At 38.0% G+C, this 17,794-nt stretch carries 14 protein-coding genes; all 14 read right to left on the bottom strand.

Features of this window, described 5'->3' with window-relative positions:
- Window positions 1-6: 6 nt before the first annotated feature.
- A complete protein-coding gene (locus BUB05_RS16500; RefSeq protein WP_073050712.1) occupies window positions 7-1,773 on the bottom strand; it encodes a choline/carnitine O-acyltransferase in 1,767 nt (588 codons plus the stop codon).
- Window positions 1,770-3,326, bottom strand: a complete 1,557-nt coding sequence (locus BUB05_RS16505; protein WP_094763037.1) for a BCCT family transporter — start codon at window positions 3,324-3,326, stop codon at window positions 1,770-1,772. The genes BUB05_RS16500 and BUB05_RS16505 overlap by 4 nt, the downstream gene beginning before the upstream one ends.
- Before the next feature lies 1 nt (window position 3,327).
- A complete protein-coding gene (locus BUB05_RS16510) occupies window positions 3,328-3,945 on the bottom strand; it encodes a GDSL-type esterase/lipase family protein (protein ID WP_073050713.1) in 618 nt (205 codons plus the stop codon).
- 561 nt (window positions 3,946-4,506) lie between these two features.
- A complete protein-coding gene (locus tag BUB05_RS16515; protein ID WP_094763038.1) occupies window positions 4,507-6,054 on the bottom strand; it encodes a BCCT family transporter in 1,548 nt (515 codons plus the stop codon).
- A 1-nt stretch (window position 6,055) separates the two neighbouring features.
- On the bottom strand, window positions 6,056-6,673 hold the full coding sequence (locus tag BUB05_RS16520; RefSeq protein ID WP_073050714.1) for a GDSL-type esterase/lipase family protein: 618 nt from the start codon (window positions 6,671-6,673) through the stop codon (window positions 6,056-6,058).
- A gap of 530 nt (window positions 6,674-7,203) precedes the next feature.
- Complete coding sequence (locus BUB05_RS16525) at window positions 7,204-8,532, bottom strand: nickel pincer cofactor-dependent isomerase, group 22 (protein WP_073050715.1); 1,329 nt, start codon at window positions 8,530-8,532, stop codon at window positions 7,204-7,206.
- 12 nt (window positions 8,533-8,544) lie between these two features.
- Entirely contained in the window at window positions 8,545-9,549 is a 1,005-nt protein-coding gene (locus BUB05_RS16530) for a uroporphyrinogen decarboxylase family protein (RefSeq protein ID WP_073050716.1), read from the bottom strand.
- Window positions 9,550-9,561: 12 nt separating this feature from the next.
- Entirely contained in the window at window positions 9,562-10,191 is a 630-nt protein-coding gene (locus BUB05_RS16535; protein ID WP_073050717.1) for a corrinoid protein, read from the bottom strand.
- A 75-nt stretch (window positions 10,192-10,266) separates the two neighbouring features.
- Complete coding sequence (locus BUB05_RS16540) at window positions 10,267-11,871, bottom strand: BCCT family transporter (RefSeq protein WP_073050718.1); 1,605 nt, start codon at window positions 11,869-11,871, stop codon at window positions 10,267-10,269.
- Between the two features lie 687 nt (window positions 11,872-12,558).
- Window positions 12,559-14,133 (bottom strand): BCCT family transporter, encoded by a 1,575-nt coding sequence (locus BUB05_RS16545; protein WP_073050719.1) that lies wholly within the window; start codon window positions 14,131-14,133, stop codon window positions 12,559-12,561.
- A gap of 167 nt (window positions 14,134-14,300) precedes the next feature.
- Complete coding sequence (locus BUB05_RS16550; RefSeq protein ID WP_073050720.1) at window positions 14,301-15,680, bottom strand: sigma-54 interaction domain-containing protein; 1,380 nt, start codon at window positions 15,678-15,680, stop codon at window positions 14,301-14,303.
- 65 nt (window positions 15,681-15,745) lie between these two features.
- Window positions 15,746-16,765 carry a B12-binding domain-containing radical SAM protein gene (locus BUB05_RS16555; RefSeq protein WP_073050721.1) on the bottom strand — a complete coding sequence of 340 codons (1,020 nt, stop codon included), beginning with the start codon at window positions 16,763-16,765 and terminating at the stop codon, window positions 15,746-15,748.
- 153 nt (window positions 16,766-16,918) lie between these two features.
- On the bottom strand, window positions 16,919-17,245 hold the full coding sequence (locus BUB05_RS16560) for a DUF1904 family protein (protein ID WP_073050722.1): 327 nt from the start codon (window positions 17,243-17,245) through the stop codon (window positions 16,919-16,921).
- 132 nt (window positions 17,246-17,377) lie between these two features.
- A partial coding sequence (locus BUB05_RS18765) for a hypothetical protein (RefSeq protein WP_217683724.1) occupies window positions 17,378-17,794 on the bottom strand: 417 nt, incomplete at its 5' end.

Consider the following 17,794-nt stretch of genomic DNA (forward strand, 5'->3'; position numbering starts at 1 on the left):
TTTTTCCTATATGAGATATTCTTCAATAATATCTAGAAATTCTTTAACTTCATCACAAAACGAATTGATGTTTTCTTCATCCACAACCCTAAAAGTAACAAAAAACTCAATCGAATTATCCTTAATTGCATAGACCAATCCTATTCCATTTTCTATTACAGGGGAAAAAAACATGGAATCCCAATCTCCAACAGTTGTTGTGGAAAGAAAATCAGAATTGATCTTTTCAAATGAAATGTCGCTGAATAATTCCGGCATCTCTTTTATGCCAAGTTCCTCTCCATATTTTTCATATATTGACTTCAAGACATTCAAAGGCCTGGTTACACTATTAGCCTGTTTACATTTCTTGATTTTATTCTTATGGCTATTGTTCGCAGACTCCAGTTTTTCTGTAATCGTATCTTTACAATCATTATTAATGACAGAATCAACCAGTGAAATCGACTCCTCGGATACGGGCCTTATACCCATAACCCTACCCTCATAAAAATGCCTTATATCACAGGACTCGTATTCAGTTCTTATTTCATTATAGACTTTTTTCTGGGCATACTGAAGGGCAAATCTAAATATTGCATCTGCACTATATCCGCTTCCAGCAATCTTCTCTTTGCCATATCCATCAAACACTATCTTCTTTGTACCGAGTCTGCTCACAGTATCCAAATATTCATTTTTTTCTGCAAGAATTTCATTCTTAATACTGTCGGATATATTCCACTCAATCAAAGAATGATTCAATACAGTTCCATTATTTTCATTTGTAAAACTATCCTTATTGCTGATGAATTCCCTAATCAATCCTAGCAGATAAATGGAATTCAAACCATCCATTAAGGTATGTTCCATGTTGTATCGAATTCTTCTGTCCTTCTTCATGCATATTGACCATGGTTTGTAACACCAAAAGTTTTCCCCATTGCCATATAGAATGTCATGCATCTCTTCCTCTTCTGACATTATTTTTTCCCCAGAATAAGAAATATTGAAAACAGAACTATACAGTTTATTAAATCCCTCCATATTCTTTTCATCATATCCTGTTAGCTTATCAATATAATATGATGCTTTATCACTTCCCAATATAGAAATATGGTTTATATGGTTGGCATTCTTTTCTCGACTGCTGTATATGATAGTTTTGATGGTGCTAAGCAAATCCTTGTACTTGCAAATGATGCCTTCAGAATTAACGACTTCTATATTCCAGTATCTGCCATTATAAAAAAAGCATACACTCCTTGATTTGTCTACATCCTTACTATAAGATATTATTTCATCATGGCCTTTCTTGGGAACTCTGCATGAATTAAACACATCCTTGAATTGCTTCATGGATACCGGTATTCTATCCTTAATCAATATGGGTTTAAAGGTTTCACATTCTATCTCAATGTATATTTTTATTGCTGCATATATGAAAGCTGCTGTCAATTCGACACTGTCGTTGATATGACTGTTGTTATCAGGCTTCAGTATTCCAGCATAATTACCCATTAAAGTCAGAGGTTCCCTTTCGGACAGAAGTCCTTCCATCTGTTTGGGCAACAGCCAACTCCCTCCATTCAATGCATCTTTCCACTCAAGCACCTTCTCAAACAAGAGCTTTCCATCATTTTCAATAAAATTTCTGCATATCTTATCCGTATTGCGGTAAACTTCATCATCTACTATCGGAAGAATACATTCCAGATATCTCTCCATGATTTCTTCCAGCCCGTAGCTAGGTACCGGCATCAATTCATTCTCGTATTTAAACATAATGCTCATTTCAAGTCTCCCTTATCATCATAAAGCAATGAATTTTTAAAAACTAAAGTTCCATAGTCCTTCTTTAAAGACTTCGACAATGAAACCGCCATCAATATGTACACAAATACAATAGGCAAACCTGTTACTATTACTGTAGTCTGCAAAGGCTGCAATCCTCCGATGAATATCAATACCAATGGTAAAACCGCCATTGAGAACGCCCAGGTCATTCTATGCATTCTGCAGGGTTCTTTATAATCCGATAAATCCTTGCTGCATACAAGTGCCGTAGTATAGGCTGCCGAATCCAAACTTGTTGCAAAGAATATAAATGCAGTAGATATGAAAACCACAAGCACCACCTTGCCAAGGGGCAATGCTCCTATTGCGGCAATAATAGCCGCTGCGCTCCCCTGCTCTGCTGTTATTTTGACCAAATCCAACGCACCTGTCACCTGAAGGTCTATTGCATAATTTCCCAACACGGCGTGGAACATCCATCCGCCTAAAGTACCGAAACAAACAACACCCAATATTACTTCCTTTATTGTACGTCCCTTGGATATTTTGGCCGTAAAAAGACCTACAAACGGTCCCAAAGCTACCCACCAAGCCCAGTAGAAAACAGTCCATCCTTGAGGAAATCCTGACTTCTGTATCGGGTCGGTATAGAAACTCATCTCCATGAAGTTATTAAACATTACGCCTATACTGTTTGTGAAATTGTCAAGAATGAATGTCGTTGGCCCTAATACGAAAATGAAAATTATTATTGTAAACGCCAAATATACGTTTATGTCGGACAGCAGTTTTATTCCTTTTTTAAGCCCTCTCCACACACTGAAGCTGAAGATCATTACCCATACTACTATTACGGCGATTTTCAATTCGAAGCTCTCAGGAATACCTGTCAAATAGCTTATTCCAGCAGTTATCATAGGAGTTGACAAGCCAAGTCCAGCTCCGCATCCGCCTATGAGTCCAAATAGAGTAACGACATCGATTGCTTTCCCAAGCTTGCCATATGCCTTTTCCCCTAATACTTCATCACATGTGACGCTCATTCTGATAGTAGGCTTTTTCTTTACATAGTAATAATATGCTATAGGTATTGTTGGAAGACAATACATCGCCCATGCATGCGGCCCCCAGTGGAACAATGCATAGGATTGGGCGAATTTATAGGCATCAGCAGAATGTGCTTCGATTCCGAATGGCGGTGTCAATATATAATAGCTCCATTCGATTGTTCCCATATACATGATTCCGCTTCCAAGTCCTGCACAAAACAGCATGGCTATCCAGCTGAATGTTGAAAACTCTGGTTTTCCCTCCCCAAGCTTTATTTTTCCGTACTTGCTGAATGCCAGCCATCCCAAAAATGCAAATATCGCCATTGCCGACCATAAAAACAGCCAGCCAAAGTTCACAGTTGTAAACGAGAAAAGTTTATTGACTATTTTTTCTCCCGCATCCTTGCTGGAGCTAAGAATGGCGGAAACCGCTATCAACATGATAAACGTAGGCCAAAAAACTCCAGGATCCATTTCTTTTTTCATTTTATCAAACATACTAAAATGCCCTCTTTTTGTTATATTTGTATATTTTCATTAATTCCTCATATACAATCTCAGAGAGACAACGATTTCCTTCTTCGTTTGGATGGATCATATCTTCACCTATCAAATCTTCCAAATTTCCACTATGATTGTTGAATATCTCCTGCATATCAAAGTATGAAAACTCATACTCCTCACAAATTGCAATCAAAGTTTCTCTATAAAGAGAAACTAGATTATCCAGTTTTTCCCATCCGCCAAGCGGTTTGTAAGGAAACTCATCTCCAAGCCTGTCCTTGTCAAACGCCATCGGTGGAATTCCAATGATAGTTTTAATGCCATTAAATTCCAATCTCTTCACTATGGCATATATATTGGAAACTATAATATTTGCCGGCGTATCAAACCAACAGTCATTCAGTCCCCCGCATAAAATAACACAATTTGGATTCTCAGACAAAACATCTTCGTGCAGTCTTCCTAACATGCCAAATGTTGTATCACTTCTAATGCCCTTGTTGATAACGTCATATTTATAATTAGTGTTTTGCGTCATCATATAAGGCCATGTATTCCTAACATCAACACCTACACATTCCGTCAAGCTATCTCCCAAACATACTATTTTCATTGTGATATATCTCCTTTTTTCTAAAAGTGTTTCAAATCAATTACATTCTGTCTAACCATCAATTTTGATTACCATCACCTTCAATCTTATTAATTCATGTTGGTTGATCAACTTCTTATAATAAGTATTGATACTATATATAAACAATTGCAAGTATTATACCAATACAAATCTTCACATCCTAATCAGGCAAACTACTGTTTAGCAACAACTTTGGAATATCCATCCAGTAAACAAGCGACCCTCAAACGAATCAGTGAGTCGCAAATGCGACTCACTGATTAAATCTATTATGCTATTTGCATTACCGAATAAACCATTGACTTTTTGCTTCATTATAAATTATACCATTAACCCAAAAAAAAGCAAACTATCGGGGGGCTTATAGTTTTGTGCAATCGACTCCTCGGATACAAGCATTATACCGGTAACTCTTCCATTATAAAAATGCCTTATATCACAAGACTCATATTCAGTAGTTTGCAACACCAATTGAATTTTGGAAAACTAAAAGCAGATACCGAAATATCTGCTTTTAATACAAAATTCTAGTATCACGATTTAATTGGCAGCCTCATTTTCCAGCATGTTACAATTCACTAAAGTTCCATAGTCCTTCTTTAAAGACTTCGACAATGAAACCGCCATCAATATGTACACAAATACAATAGGCAAACCTGTTACTATTACTGTAGTCTGCAAAGGCTGCAGTCCTCCGATGAATATCAATACCAATGGTAAAACCGCCATAGAGAACGCCCAGGTCATTCTATGCATTCTGCAGGGTTCTTTATCATCCGACAAATCCTTGCTGCATACAAGTGCCGTAGTATAGGCTGCCGAATCCAAACTTGTTGCAAAGAATATAAATGCAGTAGATATGAAAACCACAAGCACCACCTTGCCAAGGGGCAATGCTCCTATTGCGGCAATAATAGCCGCTGCGCTCCCCTGCTCTGCTGTTATTTTGACCAAATCCAACGCACCTGTCACCTGAAGGTCTATTGCATAGTTTCCCAACACGGCGTGGAACATCCATCCGCCTAAAGTACCGAAACAGACAACACCCAATATTACTTCCTTTATTGTTCGTCCCTTGGATATTTTTGCCGTAAAAAGTCCTACAAACGGTCCCAAAGCTACCCACCAAGCCCAGTAGAAAACAGTCCATCCTTGAGGAAACCCTGACTTCTGTATCGGGTCGGTATAGAAACTCATTTCCATGAAGTTTTTAAACATTACACCTATACTGTTTGTGAAATTGTCAAGAATGAATGTCGTTGGCCCTAATACAAAAATGAAAATTATTATTGAAAAAGCCAAATAAACATTTATATCAGACAGCAACTTAATACCTTTTTTAAGCCCTCTCCACACACTGAAACTGAAGATCATTACCCATACTACTATTACAGCGATTTTCAATTCGAAGCTCTCAGGAATACCTGTCAAATAGCTTATTCCAGCAGTTATCATAGGAGTTGACAAGCCAAGTCCAGCTCCGCATCCTCCTATAAGTCCAAATAGAGTAACGACATCAATTGCTTTCCCAAGTTTGCCGTATACCTTATCCCCTAATACTTCATCACATGTGACGCTCATTCTGATAGTAGGCTTTTTCTTCACATAGTAATAATATGCAATTGGTATTGTTGGAAGACAATACATTGCCCAAGCATGTGGCCCCCAGTGGAACAATGCATAGGATTGGGCGAATTTATAGGCATCCGCCGAATAAGCTTCGATTCCAAATGGCGGTGTCAATATATAATAGCTCCATTCGATGGTTCCCATATACATGATTCCACTTCCAAGTCCTGCACAAAACAGCATGGCTATCCAGCTGAATGTTGAAAACTCTGGTTTTCCCTCTCCAAGCTTTATTTTTCCGTACTTGCTGAATGCCAGCCATCCCAGAAATGCGAATATCGCCATTGCCGACCATAAAAACAGCCAGCCAAAGTTCACAGTTGTAAACGAGAAAAGTTTATTGACTATTTTTTCTCCCGCATCCTTGCTGGAGCTAAGAATGGCGGAAACCGCTATCAACATGATAAACGTAGGCCAAAAAACTCCAGGATCCATTTCTTTTTTCATTTTTTCAAACAAATTAAAACACCCTTTCTTTATTGTATTTGTAAATTTTAATTAATTCCTCATATATGATTTCCGAAAGATAACGATTGCCTTCTTCGTTTGGATGAATCAAATCGTCACCTATCAAATCTTCCGCATTGCCACTATGATTGTTGAACATATCCTGCATATCAAAGTATGAATACTCATACTCCTCACAAATTGCAATCAAAGCTTCTCTATAAATTGAAACTAGATTATCCAGTTTTTCCCATCCGCCAAGGGGTGCGGAAGGATACTCACCTTCAAGCCTATCCTTGCTAAACACCACTGGTGGAATTCCAATGACAGTTTTAATGCCATTAAATTCCAATCTCTTCACTATGGCATATATATTTGAAACTATAATATTTGCCGGCGTATCAAACCAACAGTCATTCAGTCCCCCGCATAAAATAACACAATTCGGATTCTCAGACAAAACATCTTCGTGCAGTCTTCCTATCATGCCAAATGTTGTATCACCTCTAATGCCCTTGTTGATAATGTCATGTTCACAATTTGTGCTTTGCTTCATCATATAAGGCCATGTATTCCTAACATCAACAGCTACACCTTCTGTCAAGCTATCTCCCAAACATACTATTTTCATTGTGATAAATCTCCTTTTACATAAAATCTCTTCAAATTAATTACATTCTGTCTAAGCATCGATTTGATTACCATCTCCTTCAATCTTACTAATTCATGTTTGTTGATCAACTTCTTTAAAAAGTATTAATACTATATATATATACATTTGCAAGTATTATGCCAATACAGATTTTCACAACTTAATCGGTCAAACTGCTGTTTATCAACAACCTTGGAATATCCATCCAGTAAAACAAGCGAACCTCAAACAAAATAGTGAGCCGCAAATGCGACTCACCAGTTAAATCTATTATGATATTTGCATTGCCGAATAACCCTTGGATATATCAAGGTTGCAATGATTCATTATATCCTAAAATACATGATAGATTATAAGTCATTAAATATCGACACTTATTTAATTTGCTAAATACTGTATTTTTAATCTTAATATATCAATTATTTTTGGGGAAAATCATAAAGGGGGGGGAATTTTTGAAAATAAGTTCTCCCATAACTGCTAAAGAGCTGTTATGGGAGAAAATTTTACTATTCATCATTAGAACGGACTCTTGGTTCTAGATCCATTAAGTTGCCGTATTCATCAAATGGCAAGTCAAACAATTCGCTTTCAACTTCCATATCAGGCCTATTCTTCACTTCTTCCAAATAAGCTTCACTCAATAGAATATGCTGAACAAAGGATGAATTTGGAATCCGTACAATCCTAGGATTCTTTCTGTCTATGCCTATGCATACCTTTGTGCATATTTGGATTGCCTCTTTGTCTGATTTCACGATGACCGGTATCCTGGCTGATCCAAGCTCCACAGAAGTTATGGAATTGGGATACATTTCACCCAAATTGCATTCATCAGCGCATCTTTTGGTTGTTACATCAGCCATGCCTACACCAATTCCATTCCCCAAGGTTTCAGGCGACAGCCCCAACACTGTAACATATTGGCTCTTAACACCTCCAGATGCATATGGAGTGCAGAAAGTACCCGTTATATTTGGATCCATTCCGTCACCGGAGAAGTTTTTCCCTATTTCATCGACTACCAAAACATCACATTCCCCAACCAGCAAGCTGGGCATAAGGGATTTCGCCTTTTTTAGAAGCTTTGGTTCCTCCTCTATAATTTTATCCTTTTCTATGGCGCTAATAATGCAAAGTTCATCAAATGCATTTTCCACAACACCTAGACCACAGATGATATTGGAGTTCTTGATTATTCCCTGGCCGTATATAAATACATTATCTCCTAAAACTGCATATCCTTGTTCGTGACAATTCTCTGCACCCGCTTGTTTTGCCAATCCTATTGCACACATTTTATGTAATCCGCTTTCATACGAAGCCGTGAAGCAAGTGTGTGGTTTGATCCTGTTATAGAGAATAATTCCATCGGCTTCTGCAGCATTTTTATCAATGTAGACATCTCTTCCATCATCCGTCAATCCTATTTTTTTTACATCCATTGATGAAACTATAGGACATCCAACACTTTCTTCTGTTATGCCGTAATGATGCAGAATATCCGTCTGGTTTTCTGCAATTGCACCTCCATGACTTCCCATAGCCGGAACTATGAAGGGCTCCGCTCCTTTGTCCTTCAAAAACGCAACCAATGTCTTGACTGTCAAAACATAGCTGGCTATCCCCCTGCTTCCACAGGTTATGGCAATTCTCATACCCGGCTTTATTTTAGATAATATTTCAGGTTTTGACATCTCTTTTTCTATTACTTCCGGAATGTCAGCCTTTTCAATTTTAGGTCGTTGAAATATCTGCTTTGCCTTAAAGAACCTTGGCACATATGTATCTCTAAGCAAACTTGATACAACCTCTGATGATGATGACTCAAAACTCATCTTCTAATCCTCCTATTCGCATAAAAGTGGATACTTGCCATATTTCTTAACTGCTTCCGCCATGGCCACGAAGTTTTCTGCCTTGCAATAATCTGTAACCATGTTTGCACTTGACAAAATATATCCTCCGCCTTTTCCTACATTCATAATCCTGTCCTTCACCTCTGCATCAACCTCTTCAACAGTTCCCCTGGTCAATGTATATCTCAAGTCGATGTTGCCCCAAAGACACACCCTGTCTCCATATTCTTCCTTGACCTTGTTGATGTCCATTCCTGAAGGGTCGATTGGATTGATGCAGTTCATGCCCAATGACAGGATATCTTCGAGAAGCACAGAAAGATCACCGTCGCTATGAAACGCCCACGGCACCTTGAATGTATCTGCAAGCTGCTTGTATTGAGGAACAAATATCTCTCTGAATACCTTAGGCGACATCATAGGACCGGAATTGAATGCCATATCGTCATACAGTGCGAAGAAGTCTATTCCACCTATCCTTTGCAGTCTCTCAACAACCTCCATATTCCATTCTATATACCTTTCATGAATCTTTTCTATAAGCTTGGGATTGTCCATCAATGCATATGAAAAATCAACCATTCCCATTGAAAATATTGTAGCATATGTTCCCGGAACCAGACCGAAAAACACGGCAATATCTTCATTGCTGCACTCATCGATGAATCTCTTTGCCGGCTCGTAAAACTTTTCATCCTTAGGATCCGGAAAAACCATCTTATCCAGGTCCGAATCCTTCTTTATGAGACCATCTCCTGCAAAATGCCTGTCGTTGACTCCTTCGGGCATTTCACAAAACACCGGCGCACTGTAGTCTCCATATATGCCGGGCATGGTAACAGCATCCAGCCCAACCTTTTTTGCAAATTCTATCTCAGTAAAATCGTCCTTACCCATGACGATCTTCTTTATTTTCTCATCTACGAAATCCACAAAGGGCACTCTGTCTGGAATGCCACAGTTTAAAGCTGTCAATACTCTTTCTCTTGAATTCATGTCTATACCTTCCTATTTTAAAATTTTCTTTCCCTCTTCTGCAGCACTGGAAGCATCAACAGTGTAAAGCTCTGCACCTATCTCCTCTGCAAATTTAGGAGTAACCGGTGCACCTCCTATCATTATTTTGACCTGTTCTCTCAACCCTGCTTCCTCAAGCGCCTCAATTACATTTTTCATATATACCATCGTAGTAGTAAGCATCGCAGACATGGCGACAATCTGAGCATTGTTTTCTCTAACAGCTTCAACAAATTTATCCGTTGTTACATCTACACCTACGTTGACAACCTTGAAACCTGCACTTTCCATCATCATGGCTACAAGATTTTTGCCTATATCGTGAAGGTCACCTTTTACAGTCCCTATTACTACTGTCCCAACATTCGGCATGTCATCGTCATTTATAAGTGGCTTGACCAGTTCTATTCCGGAATTCATCGCCCTTGCTGCCATGAGCACTTCAGGCACGAACATCTCTCCATTCTTGAATCTCTCTCCGACAACGTTCATTCCTGCCATCAATCCGTCATTTATGATTGAAAGAGGTTCCGTTCCCGAATCTATAAGTTCTTTAACATGTTCAACAGTCAAAGATTCATTTCCCTTTATTATACTTTCTGATACTATTTGAAAACTCATGTATAATCTCCTTGCTAAAAGCATTTCATCCATAAAGGAGCTTTTAACTCCTTTATGGCTTATTTATATTATTATTTATGATGTTGCTGATTTTGATTTTTTATTGTTATATTCCAATTCCGGCCATCTGGATCTATGCTTCTCATCGATTGGCAGAGTTCCGTTTGCTATGTCCTCCTTAATCCACTTGATGAATGATGCAATCATCAATCCAAGAACAACAAGCACCGGTAAACATGACACAACTGAAGCAATCTGAAGAGGAGCCATTGTATCAAGGCCTTCGATTTTATACTCAAGACTCATAAGTGCTATTGGTATAATGACAAGACTCATTGCCCAGAACACCCTGTAATACTTGTTTGGATCATCCCCTGGCTTTAGGTTTTTGGATGCTGTCTGTGCAAGTACATATGCCGTAGAATCACATGATGTAACCAGATTCAGGAAGAGCAAAAGTCCATATACAAATATTACTATATAGCTTAGCGGCAGGTTCTGAAGCATTGTTATTATTGCTTCACCTTTTCCTGATTCGGCAAGAACCTGTGATAACTTAACTGTTCCTTCAAGCTCAAGATTCATTCCAAAACTTCCCAGTGTATTAAAAGACAACCAGCAACCCATAGAACCCCAGAAGCATTCTGCTATTACCAATTCTCTGATAGTTCTTCCTTTTGATATCCTTGCTACCCATAGACCCATGAATGGAGCCATTGCAATCCACCAAGCCCAGTAGAATATAGTCCAACCCTGTGGAAATCCACTTTTACCAATGGAATCAGTATAAAAGCTCATATCGATTACATGAGAAAGGTTCATCCCAACAGCTTGAACGAATGTATCAAGCATAAAAGCCTTGGGTCCTACTATGAAGATAAAGGCAAACAATCCAAGCGCTATCTTTACATTCCATCTGCTTATAACCTGGATTCCAGATTCGATTCCTTTATATACACTAAGAGTGAATACAGCACAAAGAACTACAAGAATTGACACTCTCAAAAAGAACGAATCCTGAATCCCAAAGAGATGGTTAAGAATCCTCGAAACTATTGGAGTTCCCAGTCCTATCGTTGTAGCATAACTACCAAGAATTCCAAATATTATGAATGCATCGATTATCCTTCTTGTCCAACTGTCTTTTTCATCTCCTATGACTGCGTTGCAGGCGGAAGACATTTTAAGAGAGCTGTTTTTCTTCACCCAGTATGAGTATGCAATCGGAACTGTAGGAATAGCAAACATAGCCCATGCCACAAAACCCCAGTGATACATGCCGTATGCAGAAGCCCACTCATATGCCTCCAATGTATAAGGAGCAACCCTGAATGGAGGTCCTGATACATAATACATCCATTCAACTCCACCCCATATCATAATGCTTGAACCTAATCCTGCACACAAAAGCATGGACACCCAGCTAAAGGTGCTATAATCCGGCTTGGAATCGGGGCCACCAAATTTTATATCCCCATATTTGCTAAATGCACAATACATGAGGAATCCAAATGATCCTATTCCTGCTAGAAGAAAAAGCCATCCAAAATTACCCGTTATACCGCCAAGCAGACCATTGATAAAATCGGTACTGGCTTCTGGAGCAACTGCAATAGGTATGATTACTACAATAAGTAAAACAATTGCAAATATTGCTAAAGGTTTGTTAATTGTTTTCATAAAATCCTCCTAGATATTTAATTTCCATGTACAAATAATGACCATTCTATGAAAAGGCTCTCCTGCCGAATAATAAAAATCAGTTCACCTCCGATAATACATTTGATTTCCTATCATATAAATAGTATAATGACCTTGCCCAAGACATATCCTGTTGGATACATCTCAAGTCAGCCAAACAGTAAAGCTGCCCTGCTACTTATTTGTACATAGTTTTTCATAAGAGAAGTTGCCACTCTTATGAGTCTTCAATAACAATATAAGCAATATTCATGCCAAATATAAAACCTGCATTTTTCAACATACTCAGTAAAAATGCAGGTCTTTTTCGTTCTAAATTTGGTACATCGTACCAATATTGGTACGCTTCAAAATATCATATTTGTATTTCTTAGTCTTGTGGCTTTGCTTTTACTTACACCAAGTGCTTCGGCAGTTTTTCTCATCGATTTCTGTTTGCTGTAGATATCGAATACTGTTTTCTTCTCCTCAAATATAAATCCTAGGTATGCAAAGTATGAAGCTGTGATTTTAAGCTTTTGCGAAAAATATCTTTTTATTCCCCTATTACCAATAAAATAATAATGGTGTAACCCTCCTAATGATATATGTATTCAATATCACTTCAGATGATTACACCATCAATTGAATATTACCTGTTAATATCCTCTCTACATCCGGCATTTATTACTTATTAATTAAACATTCTTTCTTTTCTTCTCTTTCTATTATTTCACTGAATGACAATCCTTCATCTTCCTTTAACATTTTCACAAAAGATACTGTCATGATTATCATTAAAAACACTATGGGTATCGCAGCAAGTACTGTAAATGCCTGTAAGGTACTGAGCGATGCATCAACGATTATCATCGCGATAGGCACAGCCACTATCGCTACAGCCCAGAATACCCTGTACCATCTTACAGGCTCCTCACCTACCTTAAGTCCGTTAGATGCAAGAGCAGCCAATATGAATGCTGTTGAATCGACAGATGTTGCAAGGTTAAGAAACATCGTCGATATCATTAGGAAAAGAAGGACCTTGCCTAGTGGAAGACTTGTCAATATAGCTGCAACTGCATATGTCGGACCCTGGTTTTGAAGAATAGCCACTGCATCAACCACTCCTGCAATTTGTTGATGAAGCCCACTGCTTCCCAGAGATGCAAACACTGTGTAGCCACCCAGTGTTCCAACTATCATCTCCGCAACTACAATCTCCTTTATTGTCCTTCCCTTTGAGATCCTGGCAACCCAGAGTCCCATAAATGGCGCTATAGCTATCCACCATGCAAAATAGAATACAGTCCACCATTTAGCAAATCCGTTTTGTCCGACTACATCAGTAAAAAGGCTCCACTCGAAGTAGTTTCCAAGCATAATTGCAAATGAGTCGCTTGTCTTGTTTAATATGAAACTTGTTGGACCGAAAACAAACACTAAACCCACAAGAACAAATGCAACATAAACATTCCATTCACTAAGTTTCCTAATACCACTATCAAGACCTTTGTAAACACTTTGAATGAAAATCATGCTCCAAACCACTATAATGCCCAACTTTGTCAGCAATGTTTGAGGAACACCAAATAAAACTTCCAGACCAGTAGCTATCATTGGAGTTCCTAAACCAAGAGTTGCAATATATGATGCAACTATGACAAACAGTATAACAAGATCAATTACTTTACCTGTCATTCCATCAAGATTTTTCTTTGGAATAACTCCCTGGCACGTCTGACTAAGCCTAAGAACAGGCTCCCTCCTTTTCCAGTAAAGATATGCCATTGGGAGCGCCGGTAGGCAATACACCGCCCAGGCACTTGGACCCCAATGAAAGAAAGATAGGGCTGTAGAAACATTTGCAGCCTCAACAGACATTGGCTCTATTCCTGGAGGGGGTCCAATATAGTAATATACCCATTCTATAACACCCCAATAGATAATGCTTGATCCTTGTCCTGCACAGAAAAGCATTGCACACCATGAGAAAGTAGAGTATTCTGGTTTATCATCCGGTTCTCCAAGCTTTACCTTGCCCCATTTACTGGTTGCTGCAAATATGCAAAATATAAAAGCGCCAAAGGTGAATACCAAAAAACCCCATCCAAAACCATCAAGAGCTCCCGCCTGGAGTTTAGCAACAATTGTTTGTGATTCTTCCGGGAATAAAACAATTGGTACTATTATTCCAATCAACATTACCAGAGTTCCCCAAAAGATAAATCTATCAACTGATGTTCCTTTGCTTTTATTCATAAATCCTCCTTATACTTTCTTTGTTATCTTCCATTTATTCCTTAAACATAAATTCAATATGGTTTTAGCAACTGAAGCAACACAACAAAAATAAAACCTGCATTTTTCAATATACTTGGTAAAAATGCAGGTTTTTTCGTGCCTATATTAGTACACTTCAATATGTTTTATTTATATTTATTTATCAGTCTTGCAGCTTTGCTTTTACTTACGCCAAGAGCTTCAGCAGTTTTTCTTATTGATTTCTGTTTTCTGTAAATATCCAATACAATTTTCTTCTGATAATCTTCCACCATTTTTTCCAAGCTTCCCAAACTTTCATTATACTTTAATTCATTGATTGAATCCATAAAAAATTCCGGTAAATCATCACGTTCTATTATCCGATCCTCAGAAGTAATAATTAGCCTTTCAATGAAGTTTTCCAACTCCCTAACATTGCCTGGCCATTCATATTTATCAAACAGTTCGAGACATTCTTTGCAGATTTCTTTCTTATATCCATACTTCTCATTAAATTTATTAATGAAAAAATATGTCAAAGGACGCAAATCTTCACGCCTTTCCCTCAATGGCGGCAACTCAACCTCTACAACATTCAGCCTGTAGTAAAGATCTTCCCTGAAATATCCCTGCCTGACCTGTTCCTTTATATCCTTATTGCTGGCAGCAATTATTATTGCATTTGTATGCTTGACTTCCCTTCCTCCTACAGAATAGTAGGTCTTATCCTGAAGAACATGTAAAAGCTTCGCCTGGATAGCAAGTGAAGTTTCTGATATTTCATCGAGAAAAAGTACTCCGTTATTTGCAAGTTCTATTAATCCCTTCTTGCCGCTTTTAACGGCTCCGGAAAATGCTCCTTCCTCATATCCAAAGAGTTCGCTTTCAAGTAAATTTTCGGGAATCGCAGCACAATTTATAGTGATAAAAGGCCTATCGCTTCTATTGCTGTTCTTATACACCGCTTTTGCAAGCATTCCCTTGCCAGTTCCACTCTCGCCAAGAATAAGTAAGGTTGAACCTGCTGAAACAGCCTTCTGAGCAAGCTTAAGTATTTTTTTAATTTTGTTATTATATGTAATTATTCCATTTTGTTCTTCAGAATGTTTGTTGTCAATGGTATTATCTTGAACACTATTGTTTTCCAAAAGCTTTCGTATTTTTGATAATTCACTTTCAAAATCAACAAGCTGAGTTTTGTCTCTTGCATTCTGAACAAGGATGTCCACGTCTCCATTTTCATCGAAAACTGGAACAACAGTTGTAACAAGAGTCTTACCCAATACAGTCTTTTGCTCAACGGTGAACCCTTTCTTTGTTATATAGGTATATGGATGTATGTTCCTTGGATACCAAAGACCTTTATTTGCTATTTCAGAAACTGGTTTGCCTATCATTTCATCAGGATGAAGCCCATAGTGCTTAACACTTGCTTCATTAACATATATAATAATATCGTTTACATCGACTACGAAAATTTCATCATAAGAATTATCAAGTATTTTCTTATACAAACACTCATGGTCTGTTTTGTTATTATCCATAAAATTCCTCAATTCATTAATATATCTTTTTGTATCTTATCACTAAGATCTGTCCGAATTCTCAGTCAAATTTTGTTTTTCCTCAATTCAGAGCATATATATCTAATATTATCATAACTCTTAGATTTATCAAGGTTGTAATGATTCCTGATATCATTGTATGCCTTTCCCTTGTCAAAGTCCAACAATTTCCTGAAGAAATTTCCTCTTTTCCCAAGGTTGAATACCTGCCTATCCATGTCATCAAGGGACTCATAGTCACTAATCACTTCCAACATCTGCTCCCTTTCATCAGGAAGCTTTCCGTTTACATCCTCCAAAAGATTTACATAGTGGTCACTTGAGTATCTGGTGTGGATTGTTATGTTCTCAATCAATGACCTTTGTTCATAGACTATTTCTTCCTCGCTTTGAATCGTATATTCTCCGGTCTCCGACATGGATCTCAACCTTGTGTCCGTATTCAGAGCCACTGTTCTAACCCTTACAAAATCAGGCTTCATGAGATTTATAGTTTCAGCTGTTTCAACTGCATTTTTCTTGGAAAGCTCCCTGCCTCCAAGACCGAGAATTATGAATACGGACAATTCCATTCCTGCACTCTTCACAAGACCAGCAGCCTCAACCAACTGGCTTGAGGTAATGCCTTTATTCATCTTTTTCAAGACATCGTCAGAACCGGACTCCATGCCGCAGTATATCCTTGTCAAACCTGCATCCTTTAGTCTTCTGTAGTCCTCTTCGGACTTACGCACCAATGAAGATGCCCTTCCATATGATGACAACTGCTCAAGGTTTGGAAATCTCTCCTTAAGGTATTCAATTATTTCAATAAGTTCATCGGTCTTCATTATGATGCTGTCTCCATCCTGAAGGAAACAGGAGCTGATATTATACTTACCATATTTTTCATAAAGATTGTCTATGTCTCTTTTGATTTCATAGATTTTCCTTATTGAAAAACTGAAATCTTTATACTGTGTACAGAAATGGCATTTGTTCCATGAACAGCCTCTTGTGACTCTTACAAGTAGGCTATCGGCTTCCGCCACAGGTCTTATTGGTCCAAATTCTATATTTTTCATTACTTTATGATTTTTTCTCCTATGTATTTTCTCTATGATTCCATACTTCTCTCAGGTTGATTTTCCCTTTTTCTTGAATCACTGTCAACAATCTACCTAAACTCGAAAAAAACGTGTATCCGAATTACATACAGATACACGCAGTCTATTCTATTAGGCAAAATGTTTCTTGTGTGCATAATACGATCTTTTGTCAAATTTATGAAAACTTATTTCGACTTCAGGGTATCCCTCATCAGAAAGAATATCAGTCAATACCGATGCTACATTGTCCTGGACTTCCAAGTCCCTTCCGAACCAATAAACTTGGATAAGGGGATAATTTTTACTGTCACCGTCAACAAAAAACTCAGTATAGCTATACTCAATTGTAAACCAACCCGCTGGTGCATTTACAATATCCTTCAATTCATTCACTACTCTACCGCTTATGTTTTTTACCGTTTCTTTCTTTATTCCTCTAAAGGTTATCTGTGGCATGTCAACCTCCCATTAAGCATTTTAAGCTCCTTACTTGGTGTCTTCTGCAAGTATCTTTTCAAATTTCAATGAATCATTAGAGGCCGTCAAAGATTTCGATGAGACAGCCTCTGTTTTAATCTTTTTATGAGATTATTTACTCTCTTCGTTAAAATCATAGTCAACTTCGTGACCGTAAATTGTAAATCCGAGAGGTGTGAAGTATGAAGCTGTGATCTCAACAGGTTTAAGAAGTTGATGCTCTTCTGCAACTGAATCGAAGAAATCCAGTTTTGTATCTGTGCACTCCCAGCAATCTCCATACCATGTATCAATAACATTATGAATGACCTTGTGTACCAAATGTCCCTTGTATCCCATCTTGATATCAGGGTAGATAAGAAGGTTGTGTGTAGGAATAAGCACATCCGGGTGCATGTCATCAGGATGTATCGGCTTGTCTAGAGTAGTTGCGCCGTAGATTAATTTTTCCATATGTGCCGAACAAACAGCACCGATTTTAAAACCTTTGCCAAATTGTGGAAAGTGAGGGTTTAAGTCGTTCATATG

This window comes from Dethiosulfatibacter aminovorans DSM 17477 (genome assembly GCF_900142005.1).
In the GTDB taxonomy this organism is placed as follows: domain Bacteria; phylum Bacillota; class Clostridia; order Tissierellales; family Dethiosulfatibacteraceae; genus Dethiosulfatibacter; species Dethiosulfatibacter aminovorans.